The following is a 23389-nucleotide window of genomic DNA, read 5'->3' on the forward strand; positions in this document are numbered from 1 at the left end:
GAGGACGCTCGCGCCGTCAGTCGTCGATGACGTGCACCGCGGCCTCCTCCGCGGAGGCCGCCCCACCGTCGATCCCGACGTCGGTACCGATCAGCTCGGGTTCGTCGTCGACACCGAAGCCTTCGTTGGGTGCCACCAGCCGGCCGGAGCGCACGTCGCCCACCTCGTCATCGCCGGCCTGCTCGTCGGGGACGTAGGCGTCGTCCAGCGCCATGGCCGGGTCGGGCACCTCGGCGGCCAGGAACTCGTCGAGCGTGTCGTGATCGCGGGGCTCCTGCCACTTCTCCGGCGGGGAGTAGCCCTCGTCGAGCAGATCGTCGACACCGCGATCGAGCAGGGTGTCTTCCTGCGTCAGCTGGTCGTCGTCGTCCACGCTGTACAGGCCTGCGGTCTCTTCTGGCGAATCCGGACTACTCATGGGAACCACGATGGCACCGACGGCGTCGCGCTGCCACCCTCGGGTCTACGCGCACAGCGGTGACAACCCGGAAAAGTGCACGGCCGGCGCACCGTCGACGGTGACGAAATCGGTGCCCGGTGACCACTCGGTGCCCGGCGTGATCCACGGCGGCACCCCCTGCAGATAGGCGATGGTGAGGTCGGCGAAGTACCGGACATCGGCCGGGCAGGCCGCATCCTTGGCGGGCTGGGGGTTCCAGGCATGCACCACAACCGGATTCACCAACCGGGTGCCCTGCGCGCAGTTGGGCTGACACTCCACCGAGCTGTCGGTGCCGGTACCGCGGGCACCGTCGGCACCCCATGAGGTCCACACCATGTCGGTGAGCACCCCGGTGTTGTCGCAGTTGTAGTCGAAGGTGACCGGCTGCTGCAGCACGACTTCGCCCGGGTCGTAACACTTACCGATGGCGAACACCGGGTCAGTGGGCTGCGCGGCCGCGACGACCGTCGCACCGAACCAGGCGACGACGGCAACTGCGGGCACCGCGTACAGGCGATTCACACGCGGAGACTAACAACACACACCGCAGCGCGCCGACCTGATGATCCAGCGATGCCCTGCAGAATCGACGCATGACCGTCGACGAGATCGAGGTGGCCGATCCACCGCAGGCCTGGGCCCGGGCGGGGTTCAGTGTCGATCCCGCCGGCATCGTGCGCGTCGGCGGTGTGCGCATCCGCTGCACGGGACCGAGCAAGGGCACCGGCATCCTCGGATGGTCGTTGCACGACATCGCGGCCGACGGGTCGCTCGACGGTATCCCGACCCGACGCTCGGACGCCGCGCCCGCCGATCCTGCCACTCATGCCAACGGCGTCACCGCGATCGACCACATCGTGATGCTGTCCCCCGACTTGGGGCGGACCGTCGCGGCACTGGCGGCGATCGGGGCACAGCCGCGCCGCGAACGCGACGGCGAGCTCGGCGGCCGGCCGATCCGGCAGATCTTCTTCCGCTTCGGACCGGTGATCATCGAGGTGGTTGGTGCGCCCGGGGCATCCGGTGACGGACCGTCGTCGCTGTGGGGCATCACGTACGTCGTCGCCGATATCGACGCGACCGCCGCCTTCTTCGGCGGGCGCACCGCGCCGGTCAAGGACGCGGTGCAGCCGGGACGTCGGATCACCACCCTCGATCACCGGGCGCTCGGAATGTCGGTGCGCACGGCGATGATCTCCGGACATAAGCTCGACGGGTGACCCACCCCGTGATCATCCATACCGACGGCGGGTGCCGGCCCAACCCGGGCCCCGGCGGCTGGGGGGCGGTGCTGCGGCACCGCGAGCACATCCGCGAGATGTGCGGCGGCGACGCCGGCCAGACGAGCAACAACCGGATGGAACTGACCGCGCCCATCATGGCGCTGGAGGCGTTGACCCGTCCCGTGCTGGTACACCTCTATACCGACAGCACGTACGTGCGCAACGGGATCACCAAGTGGGTGCTGGGCTGGGAACGGAACGGCTGGTTGACCGCCGCCAAGGAGCCGGTGAAGAACGTCGACCTGTGGCAGCGGTTGCAAGCGGCATGCGCCCGGCACGAGGTCGAATGGTTCTGGGTGAAAGGTCATTCGGGCGTCGGCGACAACGAGTTGGCCGACGCGTTGGCCACCCGTGGCATGCAGGAAGCCATCGAGACCGGCCGCGCGACGCTCATCGGCTGACCGAGAAGACTCGGGCAGCGGCTTCGGCTGCCCGAGTCCGGTGGCCCGGCTACTTCGAAGAGCCTTCGGAACCAGCGTCTTTCGACCCGGTGTCACCCTTCGGCGCCGACGGTGTGGTGTCGGAATCCGCCGTCGTGGTGGTCTTCTTGGGAGCCGGCAGTTTGAAGGTCGGCAGCTTGAGGGTCGGCAGCTTGAACGTGGGCCGCTTCCAGGTGGGCTTCTTCACCACCGGGGTAGCCGGCACGGGTGATTCGGCTTTCTCGGTGTCGCCCGTTGCCTTCTCGGTGTCTCCTGTCGCCTCGGTCGAAGGCTCCGGTCCGGCATTGGCCGGGGTTGCGGCGCTGTGCTTGCGCGGCGCTTTCGGCGTCACCTCTGCCGATGCGGTGGACAGGGTCACCGTCCGGCTGGCTTCCCCTATCGCCGGCGAAGCGACATCCGGTGCAGCCGTCTTGGCCGTCACGGACGGCTGGGTGAACAACGCCTTCTCCGCGGCGACGAACCCGTCGACGGCGGCCTTGACGGCGTTGACGAAGAAGTTCAGCGCCTGCGCGGGAGTGAATTTGCCGTAGACATATGTTCCGTCCAGCCCACTGGCCAACGCGATCTGCGCGCCGGTGGCGATCGGGAACACGAGCGAATGCGTCAGCACGACCGGCTGCTGCGCCAGCCGCTTGTCCACATTGAGGTTGGTGAGCAGTTGAGTGGCGCCCTTCGCGACGTTGTCCACGGCCAGCGTCACGACATAGAGCGGAACCGTGATGGCTGTCCCGGCCGGGCCGGCAGGCATCGCGTAATACGGTGCAAAGAAGTTCACCGCGGCCAGTTCGACGGGGAGGGACTTCACCTCACGCACCACCGCGGGCGTGACGTGCTCGGCGGCCTGTAGCGCCGGCGGCGCGGCCACCGCGCCCGCCGCCGCGATCGCCACGGCGCCGGTCAGCGCCACCATCGGTGTCATCCGGTCACGAACATTGCTCAGAGCGTCCACCGCTCCCCCTTCGGTTGGATCGATACAATGAGGTCAGCAAACTAAAATTTGCTACACGAGCAGCATACACATGGGTTAGCAAACTTCGGATGAAATTACTCATATCGATTTTCCCTCATTGAATGGGTGATTGACCGACCAATTCGGCAGGTTGCCCAGTGCCGCTAATCAATGATCGACGAACACATGGTTCGCGGGATGCGCAATCGCTTCCGGCTGACGGGTATCGGCACCGGCGGGTACCGAAACACTCATCAATCCCGGCAGGGCCGCAGGCCCACCCGGACGCGGGCCGACAGTCCCTGCCCGGCACCGCCCACCCGGGACCTTGGTCCCTAGTCACCGATGCCGGTGGGTTCGACACTGAACTGGCCGTCGAAAACCCTTCCGGCGGCGGGCGGGCGACATCCGCCCATGCGATTGGTGTCGAGAGCAGAAGGAGTCAGCTATGAACCGCGAGGTCAGCAAGTTCTTGTCGGGGTCGTTCGCCGCGTTGGCCTACGCACATGCCGCCTACGCCGTGGCAACCCGGCGAGGGATCATCAGCGAGCCGGTCTTCTTGGGCAGGCGGTGGGGTGTCGGCTATATGTGGACCGAAGCCGCGGTGTACTCCGCCATCAGCGTGGCGCTCGGCTACCACGGGTGGTCGGCCCCATGCCCGCGGCGGCAGGACGTGCAGGCACCGAGCCCTGCCGAGGAGGCCAGCTCACATCCCACGAAGGATGTTCAGCCGCAAGGAGTTTGATTCCGTATCGCGGTCCGGCAACCCTGCTACACGCGTGCAACAAATCCGGTCTAGTCCAGGCCTGAGTCGGGCTGCAGATCAGCAGAGGACGCGTTGTCGCGCTGCGCAGCGACCTCGACGAGTCGAGTCGACAGGCCCTGGGTGATCAGAGTCCACGCATCCGAACCGAGAACCAGCCGCCGAGGCGGAACCTCGGCGTCGGCGGCGCGAATGATCGCTGCGGCCACACGTTCCGGACTGTTGGTCATCTCGTCGATTGTGGTCGGCGGCGGATCGGCGGGTCCACCCCGATACGGTGCACTCGCCGGAATGCGCTCGGCGGCATCGAAGAAGCTGGTGCGCACGACGCCGGGTTCGATCAAGGTGGTGCGGATGCCGAACGGCTCCACCTCGTAAGCGAGAGCGTCATAGAAACCTTCGATACCCCACTTGGAGGCGTGATAGACCGAGTAGGACGGGAAGGTGACTTGCCCGCCCATGCTCGACATCTGCATCAACAGCCCGCCGCCCTGGGCGCGAAGAGGCGGTATCGCTGCGCGGGCGAGTTGGATGGAACCCGTCAAGTTGGTGGCGATCAACTCCTCGATGTGCTTGTCGCCGAGGTCTTCCGCGGCGCCGGACACGCCGTAACCCGCGTTGGACACGATGACGTCGATCCGCCCCAATGCGTCGAATGCCGCGCCCACAACCTCGCGGACCATGCCGTAGTCGGTGACGTCGAGGGTGTGCCGCCACAGCCGATCCCCGAAGCGGGTGGCCAAGTCGTCGAGCTGTTCAGGTCGCCGAAGCGTCGCCGCGACGGTGTCGCCGCGCACCAGTAGTTGCGCAACCAGCTCTCGCCCCATGCCGCGGGATGTTCCGGTGACGAACCAGGTCTTTGTCATGGTGCTCCTGTCAAGCCGCCGAGCACTTTCCACGGCAGGATGGGCAGCTCGCGCACCCGAACCCCCACCGCGTCGTGCACGGCGGCGGCCACCGCGGCGTCCACACCCGTCGCGCCGAGTTCGCCGATCCCACGCGCACCGATCAGGCTGGCGGCCTCGTCGTACTCGTCGATGAAGGACACGTCGAGGTCGGTGGGGATATCGGCGTTGACCGGCACCGCGACGTTCGACAGGTTCTTGGCCAGCCAGCGGCCGTGAACCGGCTCCTGATCGCTTTCCTCCAGCGTGGCTTTGCCCCAGCCCCAGATGATGCCGCCGATCATCTGGGCCCGCGCGGTCACGGGATTCATGATGCGTCCGGCCGAATAGACGCCGACGGCACGCCGCAGCCGCAGCAGTCCGAAATCGCGTTCCACGCCGACTTCGACGAAGATGGCCCCCCAGGTTCGCAGCGCCAAAGGCGTTCCCTCCCCGTCCAGGTTCATCGCGCCGTCGGGCGTCTCGAACCGGCCCTCGCCGACGATCTCGTCGATCCCCGCAGCGCGCAGCGTGTCGGTATCGATCGCCGCGATGCCGCGGGCGGCGAGTTGTGTGACCACGTTGCGGGCCGCGGCGGCGACCGCGCTGCCCGCGCTCATGGTGATCGACGAGCCATAGCTGGGCCCCGCAGCCGGTAACTGCGTATCACCCCAACATATTTCGATCTGTTCGCGCGCCACCCCCAGCTCCTCGGCGGCGATCTCACGGAGTAACGTCGGCGCGCCCGTCCCGATATCGGGCACGTTCGCCTCGACCACGACCGTCCCGTCGCCGCGCAACCGGATCCGCGCCGCACTGGGGAAGCGGAAGCTGCCCATGGTGCAGGTCGCCATCCCGTGCCCGATCGCCCACGGACCCTCCGCGCGTGCCCGTTCGTGACGCTCGCGCCAGCCGTAACGGCGGGCCCCTTCGGCGTACGCCTGCTTGAGTCGGTTACTCGACCATGGCCGACCGTCGGCCGGGGAGACCTCGGCAAAATTGGCCAGCCGCACGTCGAGCGGATCGATGCCGGACGCGTCGGCCAGTTCGTTCATCGCGGACTCCAGCGCCCACTGGCCGTTGCCTTCGAGCGGGGCCCGCATCGGGGTGGGCACGTTGAGGTTCACCCGTTCGATCACCTGACGGGTGCGGATCGCGCCTGATGCATACAGATTCCTACTCGACAGAGTTGCCGGCTCGACGTGGGTGTCGACCATGCCGGCGTTGTTCACCGCGACGTGCTCGATGCCGGTGAGCCGCCCCGACGCGTCGGCGGCCAGTCGCACCGTCTGCTCCATCCACGGTTGGTATCCGACATTGCTGAACTGGTCGGCCCGGCGTAGGTGCAGCTTCACCGGCCGGCCGGTGATCCGAGCGGCGGCTGCGGCCAGAATCTGGTGCGGCCAGATGTAACTCTTGGAACCGAAGCCCCCGCCGATGTGGCGGGCGATGATGTGGATGCGGTCAGGTTCGAGACCCAGCGCCGCGGCGACCACCGGCGGCACCGTGGAACTGGCCTGCACACTGTCCCAGAGCGTCAGCGTGTCACCGTCCCACTGCGCGACCGTGCCCGATGTCTCCATCGCGTGATGATGCCGCGGCGCTTGCCGGTACGTCTGCTCGATGCGGAGGGCGGCGCTGGACCACGCCGCATCCATGTCACCCTTGCTGAATTCGCCACCGAATTCCCCGGGAGCCGACTCACGATGACCCGCACCGAGCAGCACCGGATCGGCGCGCTCGCAGTCGACCGCTACCAGTGTTCGCCCAGCTTCGGCAGCCTCGACGGAATCGGCGATGACGATGGCGACGGGCTGGCCTTCATAGTGGATCACGCTGTCGGTGAACGGCATTCGGGTCACCCCGGCTGGTTCCGAGAGCTCGGGAAAGTCCGGCAGTTCGGCGGCAGTGAGGACGGCGATCACGCCGGGCGCCTGCAGCGCGGCACTCGTATCGACGCCCCGCAGCCGGCCGGCGGCAACGGGTGCGCCCACGAGTACCGCGTAAATCATCCTGTCGGGATGGTGATCGGCGGTGTAGAGCGCTGTACCGCTCACCTTCGCCGCGGCCTCGACCCGCGGAAACGCTTTCGTGGTCACCGTCGTTGCCGTCACGGCGCGCCCCCGGCGGTCAGCAGCGCCCGTACGGCAGCACGGCCCGCGAGCACCGTCTTGAAGCCGTTGTTCGGCAATGGACGCGCGGCTGTCATGGCGCGGTTGAGGATGGGCGCCAACGTGTCCCGGTTGAGGCCGACCCCGACGAGTTGCGGCTCGATCGCGTCGAGCCGCCACGGCTTCTGCGCCACCGAACCGAGTGCGACGCGGGCCTCGCTGATGATGCCGTTCTCGCTGCGTACTGCTGCGGCGGCCGAGACGATGGCGTACTCGTACGATGCGCGCTCGCGCACCTTGACGTAGGCCTGCCCCTCGCCGGGCCGTAGCTGCAGCCGGTACCCGGTGATCAGCTCGCCGGCCTCCAGGCGAGTCTCGCGCTGGGGGTCCCCCGTGGCGGCCGCGTCTTCCTGCGAGAGATGGAACTCGGTCATCGGGATGCTGCGGGTGCCGGCCGGGCCGGCGATGACGACCCGCGCACCGAGAGCGGCCAGCGCGACCGCCGGGTCCGACGGCTGCACTGCCACACAGTTCTCGGTCCAGCCGAAGATGGCCTGCCGCTCGTGATGACCGGCCAGCGAGGAACACCCGGTGCCCGGGGCGCGTTTGTTGCAACCCCACGGCAGCGGTTCCTCCGCACGGAAGTACGGGCACCGGGTGCGTTGCAGAACGTTTCCGCCCATGGTTGCGCGGTTGCGCAGTTGCGCGGACGCGGCCTGGCGGCACGCCGACGCCAGTGCGCCCGCGCCGCTGTTGACGGCGGGGTGTGCCGCGACGTCGTTGAGCGTCGCCAACGCCCCGATGAACAACTGGTCACCGTCGCTGGTGATGCCCCGCAGTTCGTCGAGATCGCCGATGTCGAGGACATGGTCGTCATCGGAGATCCCGAGGCGGAACCAGTTCAGCAGTTCGGTGCCGCCCGCGATCACGGTGGCGTCACCGCGGCTCAGGGTGGCCGTCGCCGAGGCGATATCGGTGGCGCGGGCGTACCCGAAGTCCCTCATCGGCCTTGACCGTTCGCGGCGGCCAGCACGGCCGCGGTGATCTGGGGATAGGACGCGCACCGACAGATGTTGCCGCTCATCGACTCCCGCACGGTGTCCCCGTCTGTCGCGTGGCCCTCGGCGATGCAGGCGACCGCGGATATGACCTGACCGGGTGTGCAGTATCCGCACTGGAACGCGTCGTGTTCGGCGAATGCGCGCTGCACCGGGTGCAGCGCGCCGTCCGGGCCCGCCAAACCTTCCACCGTCACGACGTCGCGGCCGTCGCACTGCACAGCCAGGGTGAGACAGCCATTCATGCGTTGACCGTCGACGAGGACCGTGCACGTCCCGCATGCGCCCTCATTGCAGCCTTTCTTGGCGCCGGTCAACGCCACCGCTTCCCGAAGCCAGTCGAGAAGCGCGGTTCGTGGTGCCACCTCGGCCTCGATGGCGGTCCCGTTGACCTGCACGCGGATCGGTACCCGGCGCCGGAACCCCAGCGCCGCGTCAGCGCAATCCTCGGCCGGCATGGACATCAGTTCAGCAATGGCCCACCGAGATCGGACCCGTGATAGTGCCGGGTTCTGCGACCCGGCACTTCTACGGGTCCATCACCGAGCGCGACCGGGCAGAGTCGACGGCGTGAGGCGATTGGACGGCATCGTGGATGTGCATTCGCATAACTTTCCGGTGCTCAGCGCGGCCCAGCGGGAAGTGGAGAACTCCTGGCTGGCGGCCAACAGGTTCACCGGTCCGCCGGCTCCCGAATGGGTGGCCGACGTGGCGCTGGCATTCATGGACGCCCACGGCATCGCGCTCCAGTTGTTGTCCATGCCGACGGACGTCTTCGCCGAGCGGGCCCGCGAGATCAACGATCGGGGCGCCGCGGTGGCGGCCGCCAAACCGGATCGGTTCGGATTTCTCGCCACGATCCCGGCTGCAGAGCCGCGGCGAGCAGTCGACGAGATCAGGCGGGCAGCCGACGAACTCGGCGCCGACGGATTCGTGATGTCCACCAACACCGGCGGCACGTATTTCGGCGATCCGCACTATGCCCCGATTTTCGCCGAGCTGGATCGGCGCCACGCACCGGTGTTCGTGCACCCTTCGGCGCCGGCGGGGCTGGAACTGACGGCGTGCGGGCGACCGGGGCCGGTGCTGGAATTCGTGTTCGACACCCCGCGCACCGTGGTGGACGCGGTGTTCGCCCGGGTGTTCGAGAACTATCCCAACATGAAGATGGTCTTGGCCCACGGCGGCGGCGCGCTGCCGGCGGTGTGGTCCCGGGTGGCGGCGTTGGGGCCGCTGCCGTGGGTACCCAATCCCCGCGCCGTCACCGCCGACGACATCAAGACACAGCTCGCCGGCCTCTACTTCGAGATGGCCAATGCCGCGCATTCGGTGGGGCCGCTGCTGGAGCTGACCACCGCCGATCACATCTTGTTCGGCACCGACTATCCGCTCTCGGACATGAAGGTGCACGAGGACTACATACGCGACCTCCTGAACTCGACCGCGCTCGACGATACGCAGTTCGCGGCGATCAACGCCAGCACTCTGGCTGTATTCCCCGAGTTGGGCAGACGCTTGTCCGCCGTGGGAGCGACATAGGGGAAGTATGCACTCGATCGACGTGAACGGTGTCATTCGGGAGGTTGACACCGAGGACGACACACCGCTGTTATATGCACTACGAAACCATCTCGGCCTCAAGGGAAGTCGTTTCGGTTGCGGCCAGGGGCTGTGCGGGGCCTGTCTGGTGTTGATCGACGGCCGTCCGGACTATTCGTGCAGCGTGCCCATGTGGGCGGCCGATGGCCGCGCGATCACCACCATCGAGGGACTGGGGACACCGGAGACGCCTCACCCCGTGGCTCGGTCCTTCGTGGAAGGCCAAGCCGCGCAGTGCGGCTACTGCATCTCGGGGATGATCGTCGGTGCCGTCGGGCTGCTGCGTGAGAACGACGCACCCACCGAGGACGAGGTCCGCGCCGCTCTGGATCGCAATCTGTGTCGGTGCGGTGCTCACAATCGGATCGTCCGTGCGGTCCTGGCCGCGGCCGAGGCGATGCGCAGCGAAATGCCGCCGCGGTGACGGCATCGGACATCCGCGCGTTACCCACCTCGCTTCGGAGCAATCCGAGGTTGGGTGATTGGTTGCGTATCCTGCCCGCGGGAGTGGTCGAAGTACGTTCGGGCAAGGTCGAACTCGGCCAGGGCGTATTGACCGCCTTGGCCCAGGTGGTGGCCGAAGAGCTCGATATCGAGGTTGCCCGAGTCCGGATGATCGGCGCGCAGACCGGCCGCAGTCCCGATGAGGGGTATACCGCGGCCAGCATGTCGATCCAGCAGTCGGGTGCCGCACTGCGGATGGTGGCCGCCGAGACGAGAGCCCGCTACATCGCCGTCGCCGCCGACCGATGGGGGATAGCCGAGGAAGCCGTCGACATTGCCGGCGGCGCCATCGTCGCCGCGGATGGGCGCTCCACAAGCTACTGGGAGCTCGCCGATGACACCCTGTTGGACCGTAAGGTCACCGGGACCTGCGAGCCCAAGGAACCCAGCTCGTACACGCTGGTCGGGACCAGCGTGCCCCGAATCGACCTGCCGGCGCTCGGCGTCGGCACACCGCGCTTCGTCCACGATCTGTCATTCGACGGAATGCTCTATGGCCGGGTGGTGCGCCCGCCGTCGCGCGGTGCGGTGCTCGCCGGAGTCGACACCACGGCGGTGACCGGTACCGGCGGCATCGTGGCGGTCATCCGCGACGGCGACTTCCTGGGCATTGTCGCCGAGCGTGAAGAACTCGCCGTGCACGCCGCCGAGGTGTTGCGCACACACGCCACCTGGGACGAGCACCCGACCCTGCCCGACGAGGACCAACTGGCGACATTCCTGACCACCGCCCCCGCCGATACGACCGTCCTCGCCGAGGAGGGGAACATCGCCCCCGGCACCACGGCGGCGGCTTCCCACGAGGCGGTGTTCCACCGTCCCTACCTCGCGCATGCTGCGATGGGACCGTCGTGCGCCGTGGCCCATTTCACCGCCGGTGACCACCCGACCCTGCAGGTATGGACCCACAGCCAGGGTGTCTACGTCCTGCGTCGAGAACTGGCGCGCGCCCTCGACATGGACGAGGCCCGGATCACCGTGCATCACGTCAAGGGGCCGGGATGCTACGGGCACAACGGCGCCGACGACGCCGCCATGGATGCCGTCATGATGGCGCAGGCCGTGCCCGAACGCCATGTCCAGGTGGTGTGGTCGCGCGCCGACGAGCTGACGTGGGCGCCATTCGGGCCGGCTGCGGTGGTCCGGGTCGCGGCCGATGTCGATACCCGCGGCGACGTACTCTCCTGGCGCCACGAAATCTGGGGCAGTAGTCACAACACGCGACCGGGATTCGTTCCCGGAATCGGGTTGCTGGCGGCGAGCCATCGGCAAGGCGGCCAGGAGATCGTCGCCGGGCCGGAGGCTCCGCTGGAACACGGGGGCACAGCCGGACGTAACTCGGTGCCCGGATATGCCTTTCCGGCCTACCGAGTTGTCAACCATCAGATATCGACGATGCCGCTGCGCACCTCGGCGATGAGGGCGCTCGGCGCTTTCGTCAACGTGTTCGCCATCGAATCGGTCATGGACGATCTGGCCGCGGCGGCCGGACGAGACCCCGTCGAGTACCGGCTGAGCCAGCTGCGCGACTCACGGGCCCGAGCGGTGATCGAAGCCGCCGCACAGGCATTCGGCTGGGATACCTGGTCGCCCACGGATTCGGTGGGACGCGGGATCGGCTACGCGCGCTACAAGAACAGCAGTGCGTACTGTGCGGTGCTGGCCGAGGTCGAGGCGATTGCCGAGGTGCGGGTGCGCCGTCTGGTGATCGCGGTGGACGCCGGGCTGGTGATCAATCCGGATGGTGCCATCAATCAGATCGAGGGCGGCGCGATCCAGGCCACCAGCTGGGCGCTCAAGGAGCGCGTGCGCTTCGACAGGGCGTCCGTCACCAGCGACACGTGGGAGAGTTATCCGATCCTACGATTTTCCGAGGTGCCACGGGTGGCCGTCGAGTTGATGCCCGGCGCCGGTCACCCCAGTCTCGGTGTGGGAGAGACCTCGCAGGGACCGACCGCCGCCGCGATCGCCAATGCGCTGTACGACGCGCTGGGTGTACGGGTGCGCACGTTGCCACTGACCGAAGAGCACATCGTGGCCGCCATGCCGGACTGACCGGTCAGCAGCGCCAACCAACCGTCGATCGCGCTGCATCGGCGCGGATCACCGTGCGACGATGCCTACCATGGCACTGGTCGGGCGACAACGCGAGCAACAAGCGCTCGCCGAGCTGCTCGAGGCCGCCCGGCGCGGCCACAGCGGGGTTCTCGCGCTGCGCGGCGAGCCGGGCATCGGCAAGACCGCACTGCTGGAAGATCTGGTGCAGCGGGCACCCGACTTTCGCGTCCTGTCGGTCGGCGGTGCCGAGTTGGAACGGGACATCGCGTACGCCGGTGTGCAACAACTGTGTGCGCCGCTGATGGGCCTCATCGAAGGGCTACCCGAGCCGCAGGCCCACGCCTTGCAGGTTGCGTTGGGCCTCACCAACGGGGCGGCTCCCGACCGCTTGCTGGTGGGGCTTGCGCTGCTGACGCTGCTTGGCGCGGCGAGCAGCGACTCCCCCCTCTTGTGTGCCGTCGACGACGCGCAGTGGATGGATCCCGCGTCGCTGCAGGCCTTGGCCTTCGTCGCCCGCCGAATTCAGGTGGATCCGGTCGTCATGGTGTTCACCACCAGAGACATTGGCGCCGACGCGATTGCGGGCCATCGGGAACTGATGTTGAGCGGCCTGACCGATCGCGACGCACGATTGCTGCTGGCCACCATGGTGCCCACCCGGCTGGATGAGCGGGTGCGAGAAACCGTGCTCGCCGAGGCGAACGGAAACCCGCTCGCGCTGCTGGAGCTGCACAAAGCGTTGACCTCGGACGGTCTGGCGGGCGGCTACGGGCTGCCGAGCGCAACCTCGAACGAGACGCACATCGAGCGTACTTTCGTCAGGCAGGTCAGTGAACTTCCTTCCGCAACAAGGCTATTGCTGACCGTGATGGCCGCCGAGCCCGCAGGTCGACCGGAATGGATCTGGTCTGCCCTGCGCAGTCTGGATATCGATCGGGAGGCCGCAGAGCCCGCGGAGACCGCCGGCCTGATCTTCGTCGACGGCGGTCCGAGGTTTCGCCATCCCCTGATTCGCGCAGCGATCTATCGCAGCTCGTCGGCGTCGCAGCGCCGGCAAGCGCACGCCGCCTTGGCATCCAGCATCACCGGGCCGACCGCCGACGACTACCGGGCCTGGCACCGCGCCCATGCGACCGACACGCCCGACGCCCAGATCGCCGACGAACTGGAGCTTGCGGCCGGGCGTGCCCGCGCTCGAGGAGGCGTTTCCGCCGCGGCGTCGTTCCTGGAATACGCCGCCCGGCTGACGCCGGACTCGACCGAGCGGGCCCGCCGGACGCTGGATGCCGCGATGTCCAACCTCGACGCGGGGATGTCGGAGCCGGCCGCGCGCCTGATCGCCGCGGCGCACGACACCACCGACGACGAACTGCTGGCTGCACGTTGCGAATTGTTGCGCGCGAAGATGGCATTCGCTGCCAGCCGCGGCGTCGACGCACCGCCCCTGCTGCTCGCAGCCGCTAAGCGGCTGGAAAAGCTCGACCCGCCCGAGTCGCGGAAAGCCTACCTGGGGGCTGTGATGGCGTCGATCCTCGTCGGCAGGCTGTCGACCGAACGGCACAACTCGGCACCGTCCGTTGCGCAGGCTGCGCGCAAGGCGCCCGCCGCCCCGGAACCGCCTCGGGTCATCGACCTCTTGCTGGACGGCTTGATCGTCAGGTTGAGCAGCGGCTACGTCGCCGCGGCGGGCCTGCTGCAAGCGGCAATCCGGGCGTATCTCCTCGAGTGGGAGACCGACGCCCCCGACCCGCGCTGGCACGATCTCACCGCGCGTGTGTGTCTGGATCTGTTCGACCAGGACGCCTACAACTTCCTGACGGCCCGAGAGGTCGAGCAGCTGCGGGCCTCGGGTTCCTTGACCATGTTGCCGGTGGCCCTGGTGACCTATTCGGCGGTCTGCGTCACGGCGGGCGAGTTCGAGCAGGCGGCCGCATTGCTCGACGAGTCCGCCGCCATCATCACCGCGACGGGCGCCCCGGTTCGGGCGGCGATCAGGACCTACCTTGCCGCCTACCGCGGAGAGGAACAGCTGTGCCGTGAGGGAGTGCGAGAGACGATCGACGGTGCGAAGGGCCGCGGCGAGGGATATGACATCTCGATTGCCCTCTACGCGGCAGCGATCATGCACAACGGACTCTGCCAGTACCAGGAGGCCATGGACTCCGCCGCTTCCGGCGCGCGACACGACGACCTCGGGATGTGCGGCTACCTCCTCGTCGAATTGGTCGAGGCGGCCGCGCGCTGCAACGAACACGAAGTCGCCGCAGCGGCGCTCGATCGGCTGCTGGAACGCACGGGGGCCAGCGGCACCGAGACGGCACTCGGTTTGGCCGCCCGGTCCACCGCACTGGTGTCCGACGGCGTGGTGGCCGACGTTGCGTACCAAGGCGCGCTGGTGCATCTTGAGCGCACCCCTGTGGTGGTGTACCTGGCCCGCACCCACCTGCTCTACGGCGAGTGGCTGCGCCGGGAGAAACGCCGGGCCGATGCCCGCACCCAATTGCGGATCGCACATGACATGTTCGCCCGCATGGGTGCTGACGGCTTCGCGCGCAGAGCGCAACGCGAGCTCGCGGCCACCGGCGAGACGGTGCACGTGGGGTCGACGGACGCTACGTTCGCCTTGACGGCGCAGGAGAGCCGCATCGCGCTCCTCGCGCGCGACGGTTACACGAACGTCGAGATCGCTGGGCAACTGTTCCTCAGCCGACGCACAGTGGAGTGGCACCTCGGCAAGATCTTCGCGAAGCTCGGAGTCACCTCACGGCGTGAACTGCGGACCGCACTCACCAACGCGCCGTGAGGGTCGCCCCGGGTCTGTTCCAGGTGCCTTGTTGCAGAAGTAACTTCGCCACGAGGACTCCCAGACAACCGGCGGCTAAGCAGTATTCGAAGCGTGCGGGATTCGTCGCACCACAGGTGGTGCCTCATGACGAAGCAACGCCGACAGTGCAGGAGATCGGCGTCGAAGTGCTCGTCCCGTCATCGCCAGCCCCTGGCCCTCCTCGGTGACCGCCCTGGGCAATCACGCCGTTGCCCGACCGGGCCCCGCGCGGTGGCATCCTGATAGTCACGATGGCAATAGACCCAGATTGGACCATACGTCCCCGCCAGGGACTGGGCCGGCTCGAATTCGGTATGTCCCCGGCACAAGTGGATGCACTGTCCGCGACCTACGGCACCGTCACCGGTCGGGGTGCTGACCGCATCTCCGATGACCTGCTGCGTGAGACGCTGGCGATGTTCGGCGACGCGTTGAGCGACGACGAGAAGCAGGCCCTCATCGCCGAGTACGCGACGAACGGCCCATCCGCAGACAGCGTCACCGAAACCCGCGGTCACCTCGTGCTGCGCTACGAGGCCGACCGCCTCTGCGAGATCATGCCCGCCGGCCCACGACACCCGCTGTTCCTCGACGGCAGGGACGTCTTCGCCCTGCGCGGTCTCGAACCACTGGAGCTGCTGGAACGGCTCAACGAAAGCCCCGGACGCTATGCCGATACCGAAGCGGCGTTCGACAACCTAGCCATCTCGGTGACCGGGTTCGGCGTCAGCGATTCGGCGACCGGTGTGCTGGCGCTGGATGAATCCGACGAGCGCTTCCGGGAACGGACGGCGACCTTACGGGAAGTCCCCTATCTCCCCGAGCAGGAGATGCACCGCTACGTCCGGCACTCGTTGCGGACGGTCACAGGTGGTGTGGAACCGTGAGATACGGGCGCTCACGGATCATCTTGCACTATTTTCAGAGAACTGGCGGAAGTGCAGTATTCGAAGTGTGCGGCATTCGTGTGCACACAGTCCAGGCGTGACAAGCCATCGCCATCACCTCCGCATGGTGGGGCTATTCCGCGGCGGCCGATCGTCGACGACGGTGCGCGGGCCACTAGTCGTGTGATGCCAGCAGATCTGCCAGACTCCGCACGTCGGCGCTGTCCAGGAGCCGCTCTGTCGAGAGCATTCGGTACCAGATCACCCCGAAGACGATGTCGCCTATGAGCTCGCCGTGCACCCCCGGAGGCAGATCACCGCGGATTTCAGCGCGGCTGACGATCTGCAACAACGCAGCACGGCGTCGCGCCAGGAATTCCGTTTGAAACCGATGCCGCAGTTCAGGATTCTGCTGCGCCTCTGCCATCAGGCTGCGCAATGCGCTTCGAACTCCATGAGGGCGAAGGATTTTGACGGTCTGGTTGAGGAAGTGGAGCAAATCTTGCGCATAAGACCCCTGATCAGAGGTGGAAATCTGCACCTCGGCTTGCGTCGCGAGCGACTCGAGAAGGACGTCCCCTTTGGTCGGCCACCACCGATAGATCGTCTGCTTGCTAACCCCCGCGCGGGCCGCGATGCCCTCGATTGTGAAGTCTCGCCCCTCCTCGGCTACGAGATCGAAGGCCGCCGTCAGTATCGCTCGCCGGCTCTGCTCGCTTCTCCGCCGTCCGCGCCGGCGAGGCTCTTCACTGCTCACCTTCGAAGCCTACTAATCAACGGTGCGCGGCGTCTCGGAAAAGAGTACAGTGATTTGCGAGACGCAACGCACCGTAAATAGGGAGGCATCGTGACGGACAATGCGCTGGACGGAAACGTCGCACTGATCAGCGGAGCGTCAAGCGGGATCGGTACCGCCGCCGCGCAACGGTTGGCGGGCGCCGGAGCAAAGGTCGCCCTTGCCGCACGGCGAGCCGACAGGCTAGAGGAACTGGCGGAACGGCTTCGTTCCCAGGGCCATGAGACTTTGGTGATTGCTGCTGACCTCACCGACGCTGGCAACGGACAGCGGGCAGTGGAGCGAACCATTGAGAAATTCGGCCGCCTCGACACCTTGGTGAACGCGGCCGGCGTGATGCTGAACGGCGCCTCCGAAGAGTCACCGCTCGACGAGTGGGATCGAATGGTCGACATCAACCTCCGCGGCCTGATGTACGTGACCAAGGCGGCATTGCCGTACCTTCTTGTCGCTGCACGAAACAGCCCGCGCTCCGTGGCGGACGTAGTGAACATCTCATCCGTCGCCGGACGGGTTGCGGCACCGACGGTCGCGATCTACAACGCCACGAAGTTCGCCGTGACGGGCGCAACCGAGGCGTGGAGGCAGGAGTTCACCAAACGCAATGTCCGTTTCTCGGTGATCGAGCCGGGTCGCACCCAATCCGAATTGTTCGACCAGAAGCCTAATTCCGCTGCGGATTTCGAAGCTGCGTTCGGTGCAGTGGAGCAGTTGCACGCGGAGGACATCGCCGAAGCGATTGCGTACATCGTCAGCCAACCGCGTCGCGTCGCCGTGAACGAGATCGTCATTCGACCCACCGATCAGCCATAGCGGAGAACCGGTCTCAACTGCGAAAGAAAGTCGCTCATGACGGCGAAATTGGTACCGCGCACCCGACCAAAGGGCTTGCACCAGGTGCATCATTGATGTGTCCGCGCGGAGCGCACCTACCTCTTCAGACAAGCGGACTGCACCGAATCAGCAACGCGTACAGCCTCTTACGTAGCTACTATTCCCAGACCACCTCTTCGGGCGACTTGTCCGGCCGCAGCCCGCGCCAACTCGGCTGGCGCAGCCGGCCATCGGAGGTGCGCTCGCTGTAGCGCACCTCGCCCACCAGTTCCGGCCGGACGAAAGTCACCCCGCGCCGGTCGATGGTGGAAAGCGGTGCATTGAAAGGAGACTCGTCGGTCTCCAACGGTTTGAGGGTTGCGCGCAGATCGCCGAGCATCTTGTCGGTGAAGCCGGTGCCCACCCTGCCGGCGAAGTGCAGGCCGTCCTCGCCCGGGACACCGACCAGCAGCGCGCCGATCCCGCTGGTTCGTCCCCCCTGCCCGGCACGCCAGCCGCCGATCACCACTTCCTGGGCGTTCCAGAATTTGTCCTTGATCCATGCCGAGGACCGCCGGCCCGGCTGATAGGTCGAGTCCCACTTCTTGGCCACCACACCCTCCAAGCCCCGACGCCGGGCGTCCCCGAGCGGATCATCGTCGGGCAGCAACGGGGGAACGATCAGTCCGCCGCCGGAAGCCAAGGTCTCCAACAACTTTCGCCGGTCACGGTACTTCACCCGCAGCAGTGGCCTGCCGTCCAGCGCCAGCAGGTCGAAGGCCCAGAACTCGACATGCCCCTCCCGGCCGCGGTTCTGTATGGCCCCGAAGCTGGGCACCCCGTGCTCATCGAGCGCCACCACCTCACCGTCGAGGAGCACGTGGTGATCGGCCAGATCGGCGGCCAACGTTCGCAGTTGGGGGTACTCCGCGGTGACATCGCGCCCCCGTCGCGAATACAAATGCAGCGCACCATGATTCACATCCACCAGCAACCGGTAACCGTCCCACTTGCCTTCGAACGCCCACTGCGCCGGCTTGAAGCCGGCCACCGATCCGTGCGTGGCCAGCATGGGTTTGACCTCAGCCGCGGTCATCGCGGGCTGTTCTTTCATCCGATGGGCAAGCCAGTTCTTGCCGTCGGTCTGGATCAGCGCATAGCGGCCGGAGATCCGGTCTCCGCGCAGGGTCACGATGACCTCGCCGCCCTTGCCGTGCATCGGATCGGGGTCGCGGAACTTCTCCGCCTCGTAGGTGCCGGCGTCCCAGATTCGCACCTCACCGCCGCCGTACTCCCCCTTCGGGATCGTCCCCTCGAACGTCGCGTACTCCAGCGGATGGTCCTCGGTATGCACGGCCAGGTGGTTCACCGCCGATTCGGCAGGCAGGTTCTTCGGTACGGCCCAGCTGACCAGCACTCCGTCCCGCTCCAGCCGGAAGTCGTAGTGCAACCGGCGGGCATGGTGTTCCTGGATGACGAAGCGGTTGTTCGCACCGGTGACCGGGGCGGCCGCCGGAACCGGCTCCGGGGTCTTCCCGGCGTCGCGCATGCTGCGGTAGGTGGTGAGTTTGTCCGGCAGCACCAGGGTGTCGTCCAGGCCGGCCAGCAGGTCGCCGTCGCGCTCCAGCCGGGCCAGCACCTCGTCGAAACGCAGGTGCCGTAGGTCTGGATCGCCGATCTCGTCCCAGGTCCGCGGGGCGGCCACGGTCGGCTGATCGCGACCCCGCAACGAGTACGGGGCGACGGTGGTCTTGGCGGCGCTGTTCTGGCTCCAGTCCAGAAACACCTTGCCCGCACGCAGACTGCGGGTCATGGTGGCCGTCACCTGCTGTGGCATCGCCTTCTCCAACTGCTGGGCCACCCGGCGGGCCAGCACCGACGCACCGTGCGAGCTGACCGGCTCGGCCAGCGGCACGTACAGGTGCACGCCCTTGCTCCCACTGGTCAGCGGAAACGTCGTCAACCCGATATCGGCCATCAGGTCGCGCACCTCGCGGGCCACCGTGCAGATCAAGGCCATGTCCACGCCCTCGCCGGGGTCCAGATCGAACACGATCCGGGTGGCCGGTCCCGGCTTGCCGTCGACGAAACGCCACTGCGGGACGTGCACCTCCAGCGCCGCCTGCTGGGCGATCCACGCCAGCCCCTCTCGGGTGTCGATGATCGGATAGACGGTGGTCGCCGACTTGTGTTCGATGGCACCTCGGTCCAGCCAGACCGGTGCCGACGAGGCGAGTTGCTTCTCGAAGAACGACGGCTCGTCCACGCCGTTGGGCCACCGTTTCCTGGTGACCGCGCGGCCGGCGATGTGGGGCACCATGGCGTCGGCGACCGCCAGGTAGTACTCGAAGACCTCGGCTTTGCTGGTGCCGGTCGCGGGGTAGAGCACCTTATCTGGGTTGGTCAATTTCACCCGGCCGTAGCGCTCCACCACCTAACGGTATTACCCGCTGTTACGGTTGAGCATGCGGTCTATCTGGAAGGGTTCGGTCGCCTTCGGTCTGGTGAATGTCCCCGTGAAGGTGTACAGCGCCACCGAGGACCACGACATCAAATTCCATCAGGTGCACGCGAAGGACAACGGCCGGATCCGATACAAGCGCACCTGCGAGGTGTGCGGCGAGGTGGTCGAGTACCGCGATATCGCGCGGGCATACGAATCCGACGACGGGCAGACCGTCGTGATCACCGACGAGGACATCGCCACGCTGCCCGAGGAACGCAGCCGCGAGATCGAGGTCGTGGAGTTCATCCCGGCCGAACAACTCGACCCGCTGATGTACGACAAGAGTTACTACCTGGAGCCGGACTCCAAATCGTCGAAGTCCTATGTGCTGCTGGCCCAGACCCTGGCGTCCACCGACCGGGTGGCGATCGTGCATTTCGCGCTGCGCAACAAGACTCGATTGGCGGCGTTGCGGGTCAAGGATTTCAGCAAGCGCCAGGTGATGGTGGTGCATACCTTGTTGTGGCCGGATGAGATTCGCGATCCCGATTTCCCGGTGCTGGACAAGGAAGTCGAGATCAAGCCGGCCGAGCTGAAGATGGCCGGTCAGGTTGTCGAGTCGATGACCGACGACTTTCATCCCGAACAGTTCCATGACACCTATCAGGAAGAGCTGCGCGAGCTGGTGCAGGCCAAACTCGAAGGTGGCGAAGCCTTCACGACCGAGGAACAGCCGACCAATCTGGACGAGACCGAGGATGTGTCCGATCTGCTGGCCAAGCTGGAAGCCAGCGTGAAGGCGCGCCAGGGTTCCGAGAACGAACCGGCCAAGAAGGAACCCGCGAAGAAGGCGCCGGCCAAGAAAGCACCCGCCAAGAAGGCCGCGGCGAAGAAAGCTCCGGCCAAGAAGGCCGCCGCGAAGAAGTAGGCCGCGGCCTCCGCCGCCGGTCGGCGTCTCGCACGCGGACCAGCTCAACTAGAACGTGTTCCAAAAACTCGCCACGGACGCACCGCCCCCTTGCTACGGTGACGCGGGAGCAGAAATGGAGCACGCATGATTCTGGACAGATTCCGGCTCGACGACCAGGTCGCGGTGGTCACCGGCGCGGGCCGCGGGCTGGGCGCGGCGATCGCCGTCGCGTTCGCGGAAGCCGGTGCGGACGTGCTGATCGCGGCACGTACCCAGGCTCAGCTCGAAGAGGTCGCAGCCCAGGTCGCCGACGCCGGGCGCAAGGCACACGTCGTGGTGGCCGACCTCGCCCACCCGGAGGCCACCGCTGCGCTCGCTGGTGAGGCCGTCAGCGCGTTCGGGAAACTAGACATCGTCGTAAACAACGTCGGCGGCACCATGCCGAGCCCCCTGCTGAACACCTCCACGAAGGACCTCAAGGACGCGTTCACCTTCAACGTCGGCACGGCGCACGCGCTGACAGCGGCGGCGGTCCCGCTGATGCTGGAACATTCCGGCGGCGGCTCGATCATCAACATCACCTCGACGATGGGCCGGCTGGCCGGACGCGCGTTCGTCGCCTACGGCACGGCCAAGGCCGCGCTGGCGCACTACACCAGGCTGGCCGCGCTCGACCTGTGCCCACGTATCCGGGTCAACGCCATCGCGCCCGGGTCCATCCTCACCTCGGCCCTGGACGTGGTGGCCTCCAACGACGCGCTGCGCGAACCCATGGAAAAGGTCACGCCGATGCGCAGATTGGGCGAACCGGCCGATATAGCCGCGGCCGCAGTCTATTTGGCGTCACCGGCAGGTGGTTACCTGACCGGTAAGACGCTGGAGGTCGACGGTGGCCTCACCTACCCGAACCTCGACCTGCCCATCCCGGACCTGTGAGGAGCACCTAGAGATGGCCATCAAAGTCGCAGCGATCGGCACCGGAAACGTCGGACGGCACGCGCTGAGCCAGTTGATCACCGACCCGGCCTATGAGCTCACCTCGGTCTGGGTGTCGTCGGCGGCCAAAGCCGGTCAGGACGCGGGAACCCTTGCCGGCCTTGACATCACCACCGGCATCACCGCCACCAACGACCTCGGTGAGGTGCTGGCCACCCAACCCGACTGTGCCGTCTACACGGCGATGGCCGACAACCGGTTACCGGAGGCGCTGGAGGATTACCGACGGATCCTGGCCGCCGGCGTGAACGTGGTGGGCAGCGCGGCGGTGTTCCTGCAATACCCTTGGCAGGTGCTGCCCGCCGAGTTGGTCTCGCCCATCGAGGATGCCGCGAAAGCCGGCGGCGCGAGCATTTTTGTCAATGGTATCGACCCCGGGTTCGCCAATGACCTTCTGCCCCTTGCCCTTGCCGGCACGTGTCAGTCCGTCGAACAGATCCGGTGCATGGAGATCGTGGACTACGCCACCTACGACAGCGCCACCGTGATGTTCGACGTGATGGGATTCGGCAAGTCACTCGACGAGTTGCCGATGCTGCTGCAGCCGGGCGTGCTGAGCCTGGCCTGGGGTTCGGTGGTGCGCCAGCTCGCCGCGGGGCTGGGCATCGAACTCGACGAGGTCACCGAGACCCACGTGCGGGTGCCCGCCCCGGAAGACTTCGACATCGCCTCGGGGCACATCCCCAAGGGCAGCACCGCGGCCATGCGTTTCGAGGTGCGCGGCGTGGTCAAGGGGCATCCCGCCGTCGTGCTCGAGCACGTCACCCGGCTGCGGGCCGACCTGTGCCCGGAATGGCCGCAACCGGCGCAGGAGGGCGGTTCCTACCGCGTCGAAGTGACCGGCGAACCGTCGTACGCACTCGACCTGTGCCTGAGCAGCCGCAAGGGCGACCACAACCACGCCGGGCTGGTGGCCACCGCGGCGCGCGTCGTCAATGCCATCTCGGCGGTGGTGGCCGCGCAGCCGGGCATCGTCACCACCTTGGACCTTCCCCTCATCACCGGTAAAGGGCTGTACGCTGGGGCTTAGCGCTCAATTCCAACGTGAGGGGCCTCAGCCTATGCGGTCAATGCTCGTGCTTTCTTCGCTCTTGGCCGCCGCTGCCCTGCAGCTGGCACCGACCGCCGCGGCCGACCCGAACTCCAATCTGCCGTCGTGCACCAGTGTCGGCGGTACCGAAGCCGGTGGCGCCGCAACCGAATGCGCCACACCCGGCAACGTTCAACTCAACGCCTCACCCCCGGCCGAGCCCACCTACCCCTACCCGTGGGACGACGAGTTCTACGGGCCCGCGCTGATCATCGGCGGTGACGGTGGCGGTGGCTGGCACGGCGGTGGTGGCGGCCACCGCTAGGAGGCCAGATGCGCATCCGCCTGATGCCGGCCCTTTTCGTCGCCGTACCTGCCGCGGCGCTGATCGCGGCACCCGTCGCGGCGGCGGCACCGGAATGCGTGCAGACCGGACCGACCACCACGCAATGTACGTCCGGCGGGCACACCCAGATCGTGACGTCCCCACCGGCCAACAACAACGGTCCTTTCTATGGCTGGCCGTACGGCGGCGGCGGGATCATCATCGGTCTCGGATGAGCCCCGCGTATTGCTCCTCCCAGGTTTTCGGCTAA

At 67.0% G+C, this 23389-nt stretch carries 23 protein-coding genes; 14 read left to right on the forward strand and 9 right to left on the reverse strand.

Going from position 1 to position 23389, the window contains the following annotated elements; translation table 11 throughout:
* Nucleotides 1–16 precede the first annotated feature (16 nt).
* Both AWB94_RS33450 and AWB94_RS33455 read right to left on the reverse strand, forming a co-directional pair.
* Entirely contained in the window at nucleotides 17–418 is a 402-nt protein-coding gene (locus AWB94_RS33450) for a DUF5709 domain-containing protein (RefSeq protein ID WP_062659442.1), read from the reverse strand.
* A gap of 45 nt (nucleotides 419–463) precedes the next feature.
* On the reverse strand, nucleotides 464–964 hold the full coding sequence (locus tag AWB94_RS33455) for a hypothetical protein (protein WP_109762587.1): 501 nt from the start codon (nucleotides 962–964) through the stop codon (nucleotides 464–466).
* Between the two features lie 71 nt (nucleotides 965–1035).
* Between AWB94_RS33455 and AWB94_RS33460 the strand changes: the two genes are divergently transcribed.
* Both AWB94_RS33460 and rnhA read left to right on the forward strand, forming a co-directional pair.
* Nucleotides 1036–1662, forward strand: a complete 627-nt coding sequence (locus AWB94_RS33460; RefSeq protein ID WP_062659443.1) for a VOC family protein — start codon at nucleotides 1036–1038, stop codon at nucleotides 1660–1662.
* Nucleotides 1659–2126, forward strand: a complete 468-nt coding sequence (gene rnhA / locus AWB94_RS33465) for a ribonuclease HI (RefSeq protein ID WP_062659444.1) — start codon at nucleotides 1659–1661, stop codon at nucleotides 2124–2126. Before AWB94_RS33460 ends, rnhA begins: the two co-directional genes overlap by 4 nt.
* A 49-nt stretch (nucleotides 2127–2175) precedes the next feature.
* Here the strand turns inward: rnhA and AWB94_RS33470 are convergent, their stop codons facing one another.
* Nucleotides 2176–3114, reverse strand: a complete 939-nt coding sequence (locus AWB94_RS33470) for a hypothetical protein (RefSeq protein WP_062659445.1) — start codon at nucleotides 3112–3114, stop codon at nucleotides 2176–2178.
* A 448-nt stretch (nucleotides 3115–3562) separates the two neighbouring features.
* Between AWB94_RS33470 and AWB94_RS33475 the strand changes: the two genes are divergently transcribed.
* Entirely contained in the window at nucleotides 3563–3859 is a 297-nt protein-coding gene (locus tag AWB94_RS33475; RefSeq protein WP_062659446.1) for a hypothetical protein, read from the forward strand.
* A 50-nt stretch (nucleotides 3860–3909) separates the two neighbouring features.
* Here AWB94_RS33475 and AWB94_RS33480 read toward each other — a convergent pair whose 3' ends face one another.
* Genes AWB94_RS33480 through AWB94_RS33495 form a run of 4 tightly spaced genes read right to left on the reverse strand, consistent with a single transcriptional unit; the run spans nucleotide 3910 to nucleotide 8388 of the window.
* Complete coding sequence (locus AWB94_RS33480) at nucleotides 3910–4743, reverse strand: SDR family oxidoreductase (RefSeq protein ID WP_062659447.1); 834 nt, start codon at nucleotides 4741–4743, stop codon at nucleotides 3910–3912.
* Nucleotides 4740–6860, reverse strand: coding sequence for a xanthine dehydrogenase family protein molybdopterin-binding subunit (locus AWB94_RS33485; protein WP_234811977.1), 2121 nt, complete (start codon nucleotides 6858–6860; stop codon nucleotides 4740–4742). Before AWB94_RS33485 ends, AWB94_RS33480 begins: the two co-directional genes overlap by 4 nt.
* A gap of 11 nt (nucleotides 6861–6871) precedes the next feature.
* Complete coding sequence (locus tag AWB94_RS33490; RefSeq protein ID WP_062659449.1) at nucleotides 6872–7876, reverse strand: FAD binding domain-containing protein; 1005 nt, start codon at nucleotides 7874–7876, stop codon at nucleotides 6872–6874.
* Nucleotides 7873–8388 carry a (2Fe-2S)-binding protein gene (locus AWB94_RS33495; protein WP_201029618.1) on the reverse strand — a complete coding sequence of 172 codons (516 nt, stop codon included), beginning with the start codon at nucleotides 8386–8388 and terminating at the stop codon, nucleotides 7873–7875. The genes AWB94_RS33490 and AWB94_RS33495 overlap by 4 nt, the downstream gene beginning before the upstream one ends.
* Before the next feature lie 112 nt (nucleotides 8389–8500).
* Between AWB94_RS33495 and AWB94_RS33500 the strand changes: the two genes are divergently transcribed.
* The 5 genes from AWB94_RS33500 (at nucleotide 8501) to AWB94_RS33520 (ending at nucleotide 15802) form a co-directional block, all read left to right on the forward strand.
* Nucleotides 8501–9469, forward strand: a complete 969-nt coding sequence (locus AWB94_RS33500; RefSeq protein WP_165605400.1) for an amidohydrolase family protein — start codon at nucleotides 8501–8503, stop codon at nucleotides 9467–9469.
* 7 nt (nucleotides 9470–9476) lie between these two features.
* A complete protein-coding gene (locus tag AWB94_RS33505; RefSeq protein ID WP_062659452.1) occupies nucleotides 9477–9953 on the forward strand; it encodes a (2Fe-2S)-binding protein in 477 nt (158 codons plus the stop codon).
* Nucleotides 9950–12088, forward strand: a complete 2139-nt coding sequence (locus AWB94_RS33510) for a xanthine dehydrogenase family protein molybdopterin-binding subunit (protein WP_272937621.1) — start codon at nucleotides 9950–9952, stop codon at nucleotides 12086–12088. Before AWB94_RS33505 ends, AWB94_RS33510 begins: the two co-directional genes overlap by 4 nt.
* Before the next feature lie 70 nt (nucleotides 12089–12158).
* The gene (locus AWB94_RS33515) at nucleotides 12159–14894 is read left to right on the forward strand and encodes a helix-turn-helix transcriptional regulator (protein WP_234811978.1); all 2736 of its coding nucleotides are present in this window, start codon (nucleotides 12159–12161) and stop codon (nucleotides 14892–14894) included.
* 335 nt (nucleotides 14895–15229) lie between these two features.
* Nucleotides 15230–15802 (forward strand): hypothetical protein, encoded by a 573-nt coding sequence (locus tag AWB94_RS33520; protein ID WP_234811979.1) that lies wholly within the window; start codon nucleotides 15230–15232, stop codon nucleotides 15800–15802.
* Nucleotides 15803–15977: 175 nt separating this feature from the next.
* On the opposite strand, the gene AWB94_RS33525 is transcribed toward AWB94_RS33520, so the two are convergent.
* On the reverse strand, nucleotides 15978–16559 hold the full coding sequence (locus tag AWB94_RS33525) for a TetR/AcrR family transcriptional regulator (RefSeq protein WP_062659455.1): 582 nt from the start codon (nucleotides 16557–16559) through the stop codon (nucleotides 15978–15980).
* A gap of 90 nt (nucleotides 16560–16649) precedes the next feature.
* Here AWB94_RS33525 and AWB94_RS33530 point away from each other — a divergent pair, with 90 nt between their 5' ends.
* Nucleotides 16650–17411, forward strand: coding sequence for an SDR family NAD(P)-dependent oxidoreductase (locus AWB94_RS33530; RefSeq protein ID WP_062659456.1), 762 nt, complete (start codon nucleotides 16650–16652; stop codon nucleotides 17409–17411).
* A 178-nt stretch (nucleotides 17412–17589) separates the two neighbouring features.
* Here the strand turns inward: AWB94_RS33530 and AWB94_RS33535 are convergent, their stop codons facing one another.
* Complete coding sequence (locus AWB94_RS33535) at nucleotides 17590–19845, reverse strand: ATP-dependent DNA ligase (protein WP_062659457.1); 2256 nt, start codon at nucleotides 19843–19845, stop codon at nucleotides 17590–17592.
* Between the two features lie 31 nt (nucleotides 19846–19876).
* Here AWB94_RS33535 and ku point away from each other — a divergent pair, with 31 nt between their 5' ends.
* The 5 genes from ku to AWB94_RS33560 all read left to right on the forward strand — a co-directional run bounded on the left by ku (nucleotide 19877) and on the right by AWB94_RS33560 (nucleotide 23354).
* The gene (gene ku, locus AWB94_RS33540; RefSeq protein ID WP_062659458.1) at nucleotides 19877–20785 is read left to right on the forward strand and encodes a non-homologous end joining protein Ku; all 909 of its coding nucleotides are present in this window, start codon (nucleotides 19877–19879) and stop codon (nucleotides 20783–20785) included.
* A 126-nt stretch (nucleotides 20786–20911) separates the two neighbouring features.
* Entirely contained in the window at nucleotides 20912–21703 is a 792-nt protein-coding gene (locus tag AWB94_RS33545; protein ID WP_062659459.1) for an SDR family oxidoreductase, read from the forward strand.
* A 13-nt stretch (nucleotides 21704–21716) separates the two neighbouring features.
* On the forward strand, nucleotides 21717–22793 hold the full coding sequence (locus AWB94_RS33550) for an NAD(P)H-dependent amine dehydrogenase family protein (protein ID WP_062659460.1): 1077 nt from the start codon (nucleotides 21717–21719) through the stop codon (nucleotides 22791–22793).
* A gap of 40 nt (nucleotides 22794–22833) precedes the next feature.
* Nucleotides 22834–23118, forward strand: a complete 285-nt coding sequence (locus AWB94_RS33555) for a hypothetical protein (protein WP_062659461.1) — start codon at nucleotides 22834–22836, stop codon at nucleotides 23116–23118.
* A gap of 8 nt (nucleotides 23119–23126) precedes the next feature.
* Entirely contained in the window at nucleotides 23127–23354 is a 228-nt protein-coding gene (locus tag AWB94_RS33560; protein WP_062659462.1) for a hypothetical protein, read from the forward strand.
* The last annotated feature ends 35 nt before the right edge of the window (nucleotides 23355–23389 follow it).

Source organism: Mycolicibacterium canariasense (assembly GCF_002101555.1).
Lineage (GTDB): Bacteria > Actinomycetota > Actinomycetes > Mycobacteriales > Mycobacteriaceae > Mycobacterium > Mycobacterium canariasense.

Bases quoted from the DNA above. Each gene is read 5' to 3' on its own strand.
- AWB94_RS33505 (WP_062659452.1), top strand. From the start codon at position 9,477: ATGCACTCGATCGACGTGAACGGTGTCATTCGGGAGGTTGACACCGAG.
- AWB94_RS33515 (WP_234811978.1), top strand. From the start codon at position 12,159: ATGGCACTGGTCGGGCGACAACGCGAGCAACAAGCGCTCGCCGAGCTG.
- AWB94_RS33495 (WP_201029618.1), bottom strand. From the start codon at position 8,388: ATGCCGGCCGAGGATTGCGCTGACGCGGCGCTGGGGTTCCGGCGCCGG.
- AWB94_RS33545 (WP_062659459.1), top strand. From the start codon at position 20,912: ATGATTCTGGACAGATTCCGGCTCGACGACCAGGTCGCGGTGGTCACC.
- AWB94_RS33550 (WP_062659460.1), top strand. From the start codon at position 21,717: ATGGCCATCAAAGTCGCAGCGATCGGCACCGGAAACGTCGGACGGCAC.
- ku (WP_062659458.1), top strand. From the start codon at position 19,877: ATGCGGTCTATCTGGAAGGGTTCGGTCGCCTTCGGTCTGGTGAATGTC.
- AWB94_RS33460 (WP_062659443.1), top strand. From the start codon at position 1,036: ATGACCGTCGACGAGATCGAGGTGGCCGATCCACCGCAGGCCTGGGCC.
- AWB94_RS33490 (WP_062659449.1), bottom strand. From the start codon at position 7,876: ATGAGGGACTTCGGGTACGCCCGCGCCACCGATATCGCCTCGGCGACG.
- AWB94_RS33560 (WP_062659462.1), top strand. From the start codon at position 23,127: ATGCGCATCCGCCTGATGCCGGCCCTTTTCGTCGCCGTACCTGCCGCG.
- AWB94_RS33480 (WP_062659447.1), bottom strand. From the start codon at position 4,743: ATGACAAAGACCTGGTTCGTCACCGGAACATCCCGCGGCATGGGGCGA.
- AWB94_RS33450 (WP_062659442.1), bottom strand. From the start codon at position 418: ATGAGTAGTCCGGATTCGCCAGAAGAGACCGCAGGCCTGTACAGCGTG.
- AWB94_RS33520 (WP_234811979.1), top strand. From the start codon at position 15,230: ATGTCCCCGGCACAAGTGGATGCACTGTCCGCGACCTACGGCACCGTC.
- AWB94_RS33555 (WP_062659461.1), top strand. From the start codon at position 22,834: ATGCTCGTGCTTTCTTCGCTCTTGGCCGCCGCTGCCCTGCAGCTGGCA.
- AWB94_RS33475 (WP_062659446.1), top strand. From the start codon at position 3,563: ATGAACCGCGAGGTCAGCAAGTTCTTGTCGGGGTCGTTCGCCGCGTTG.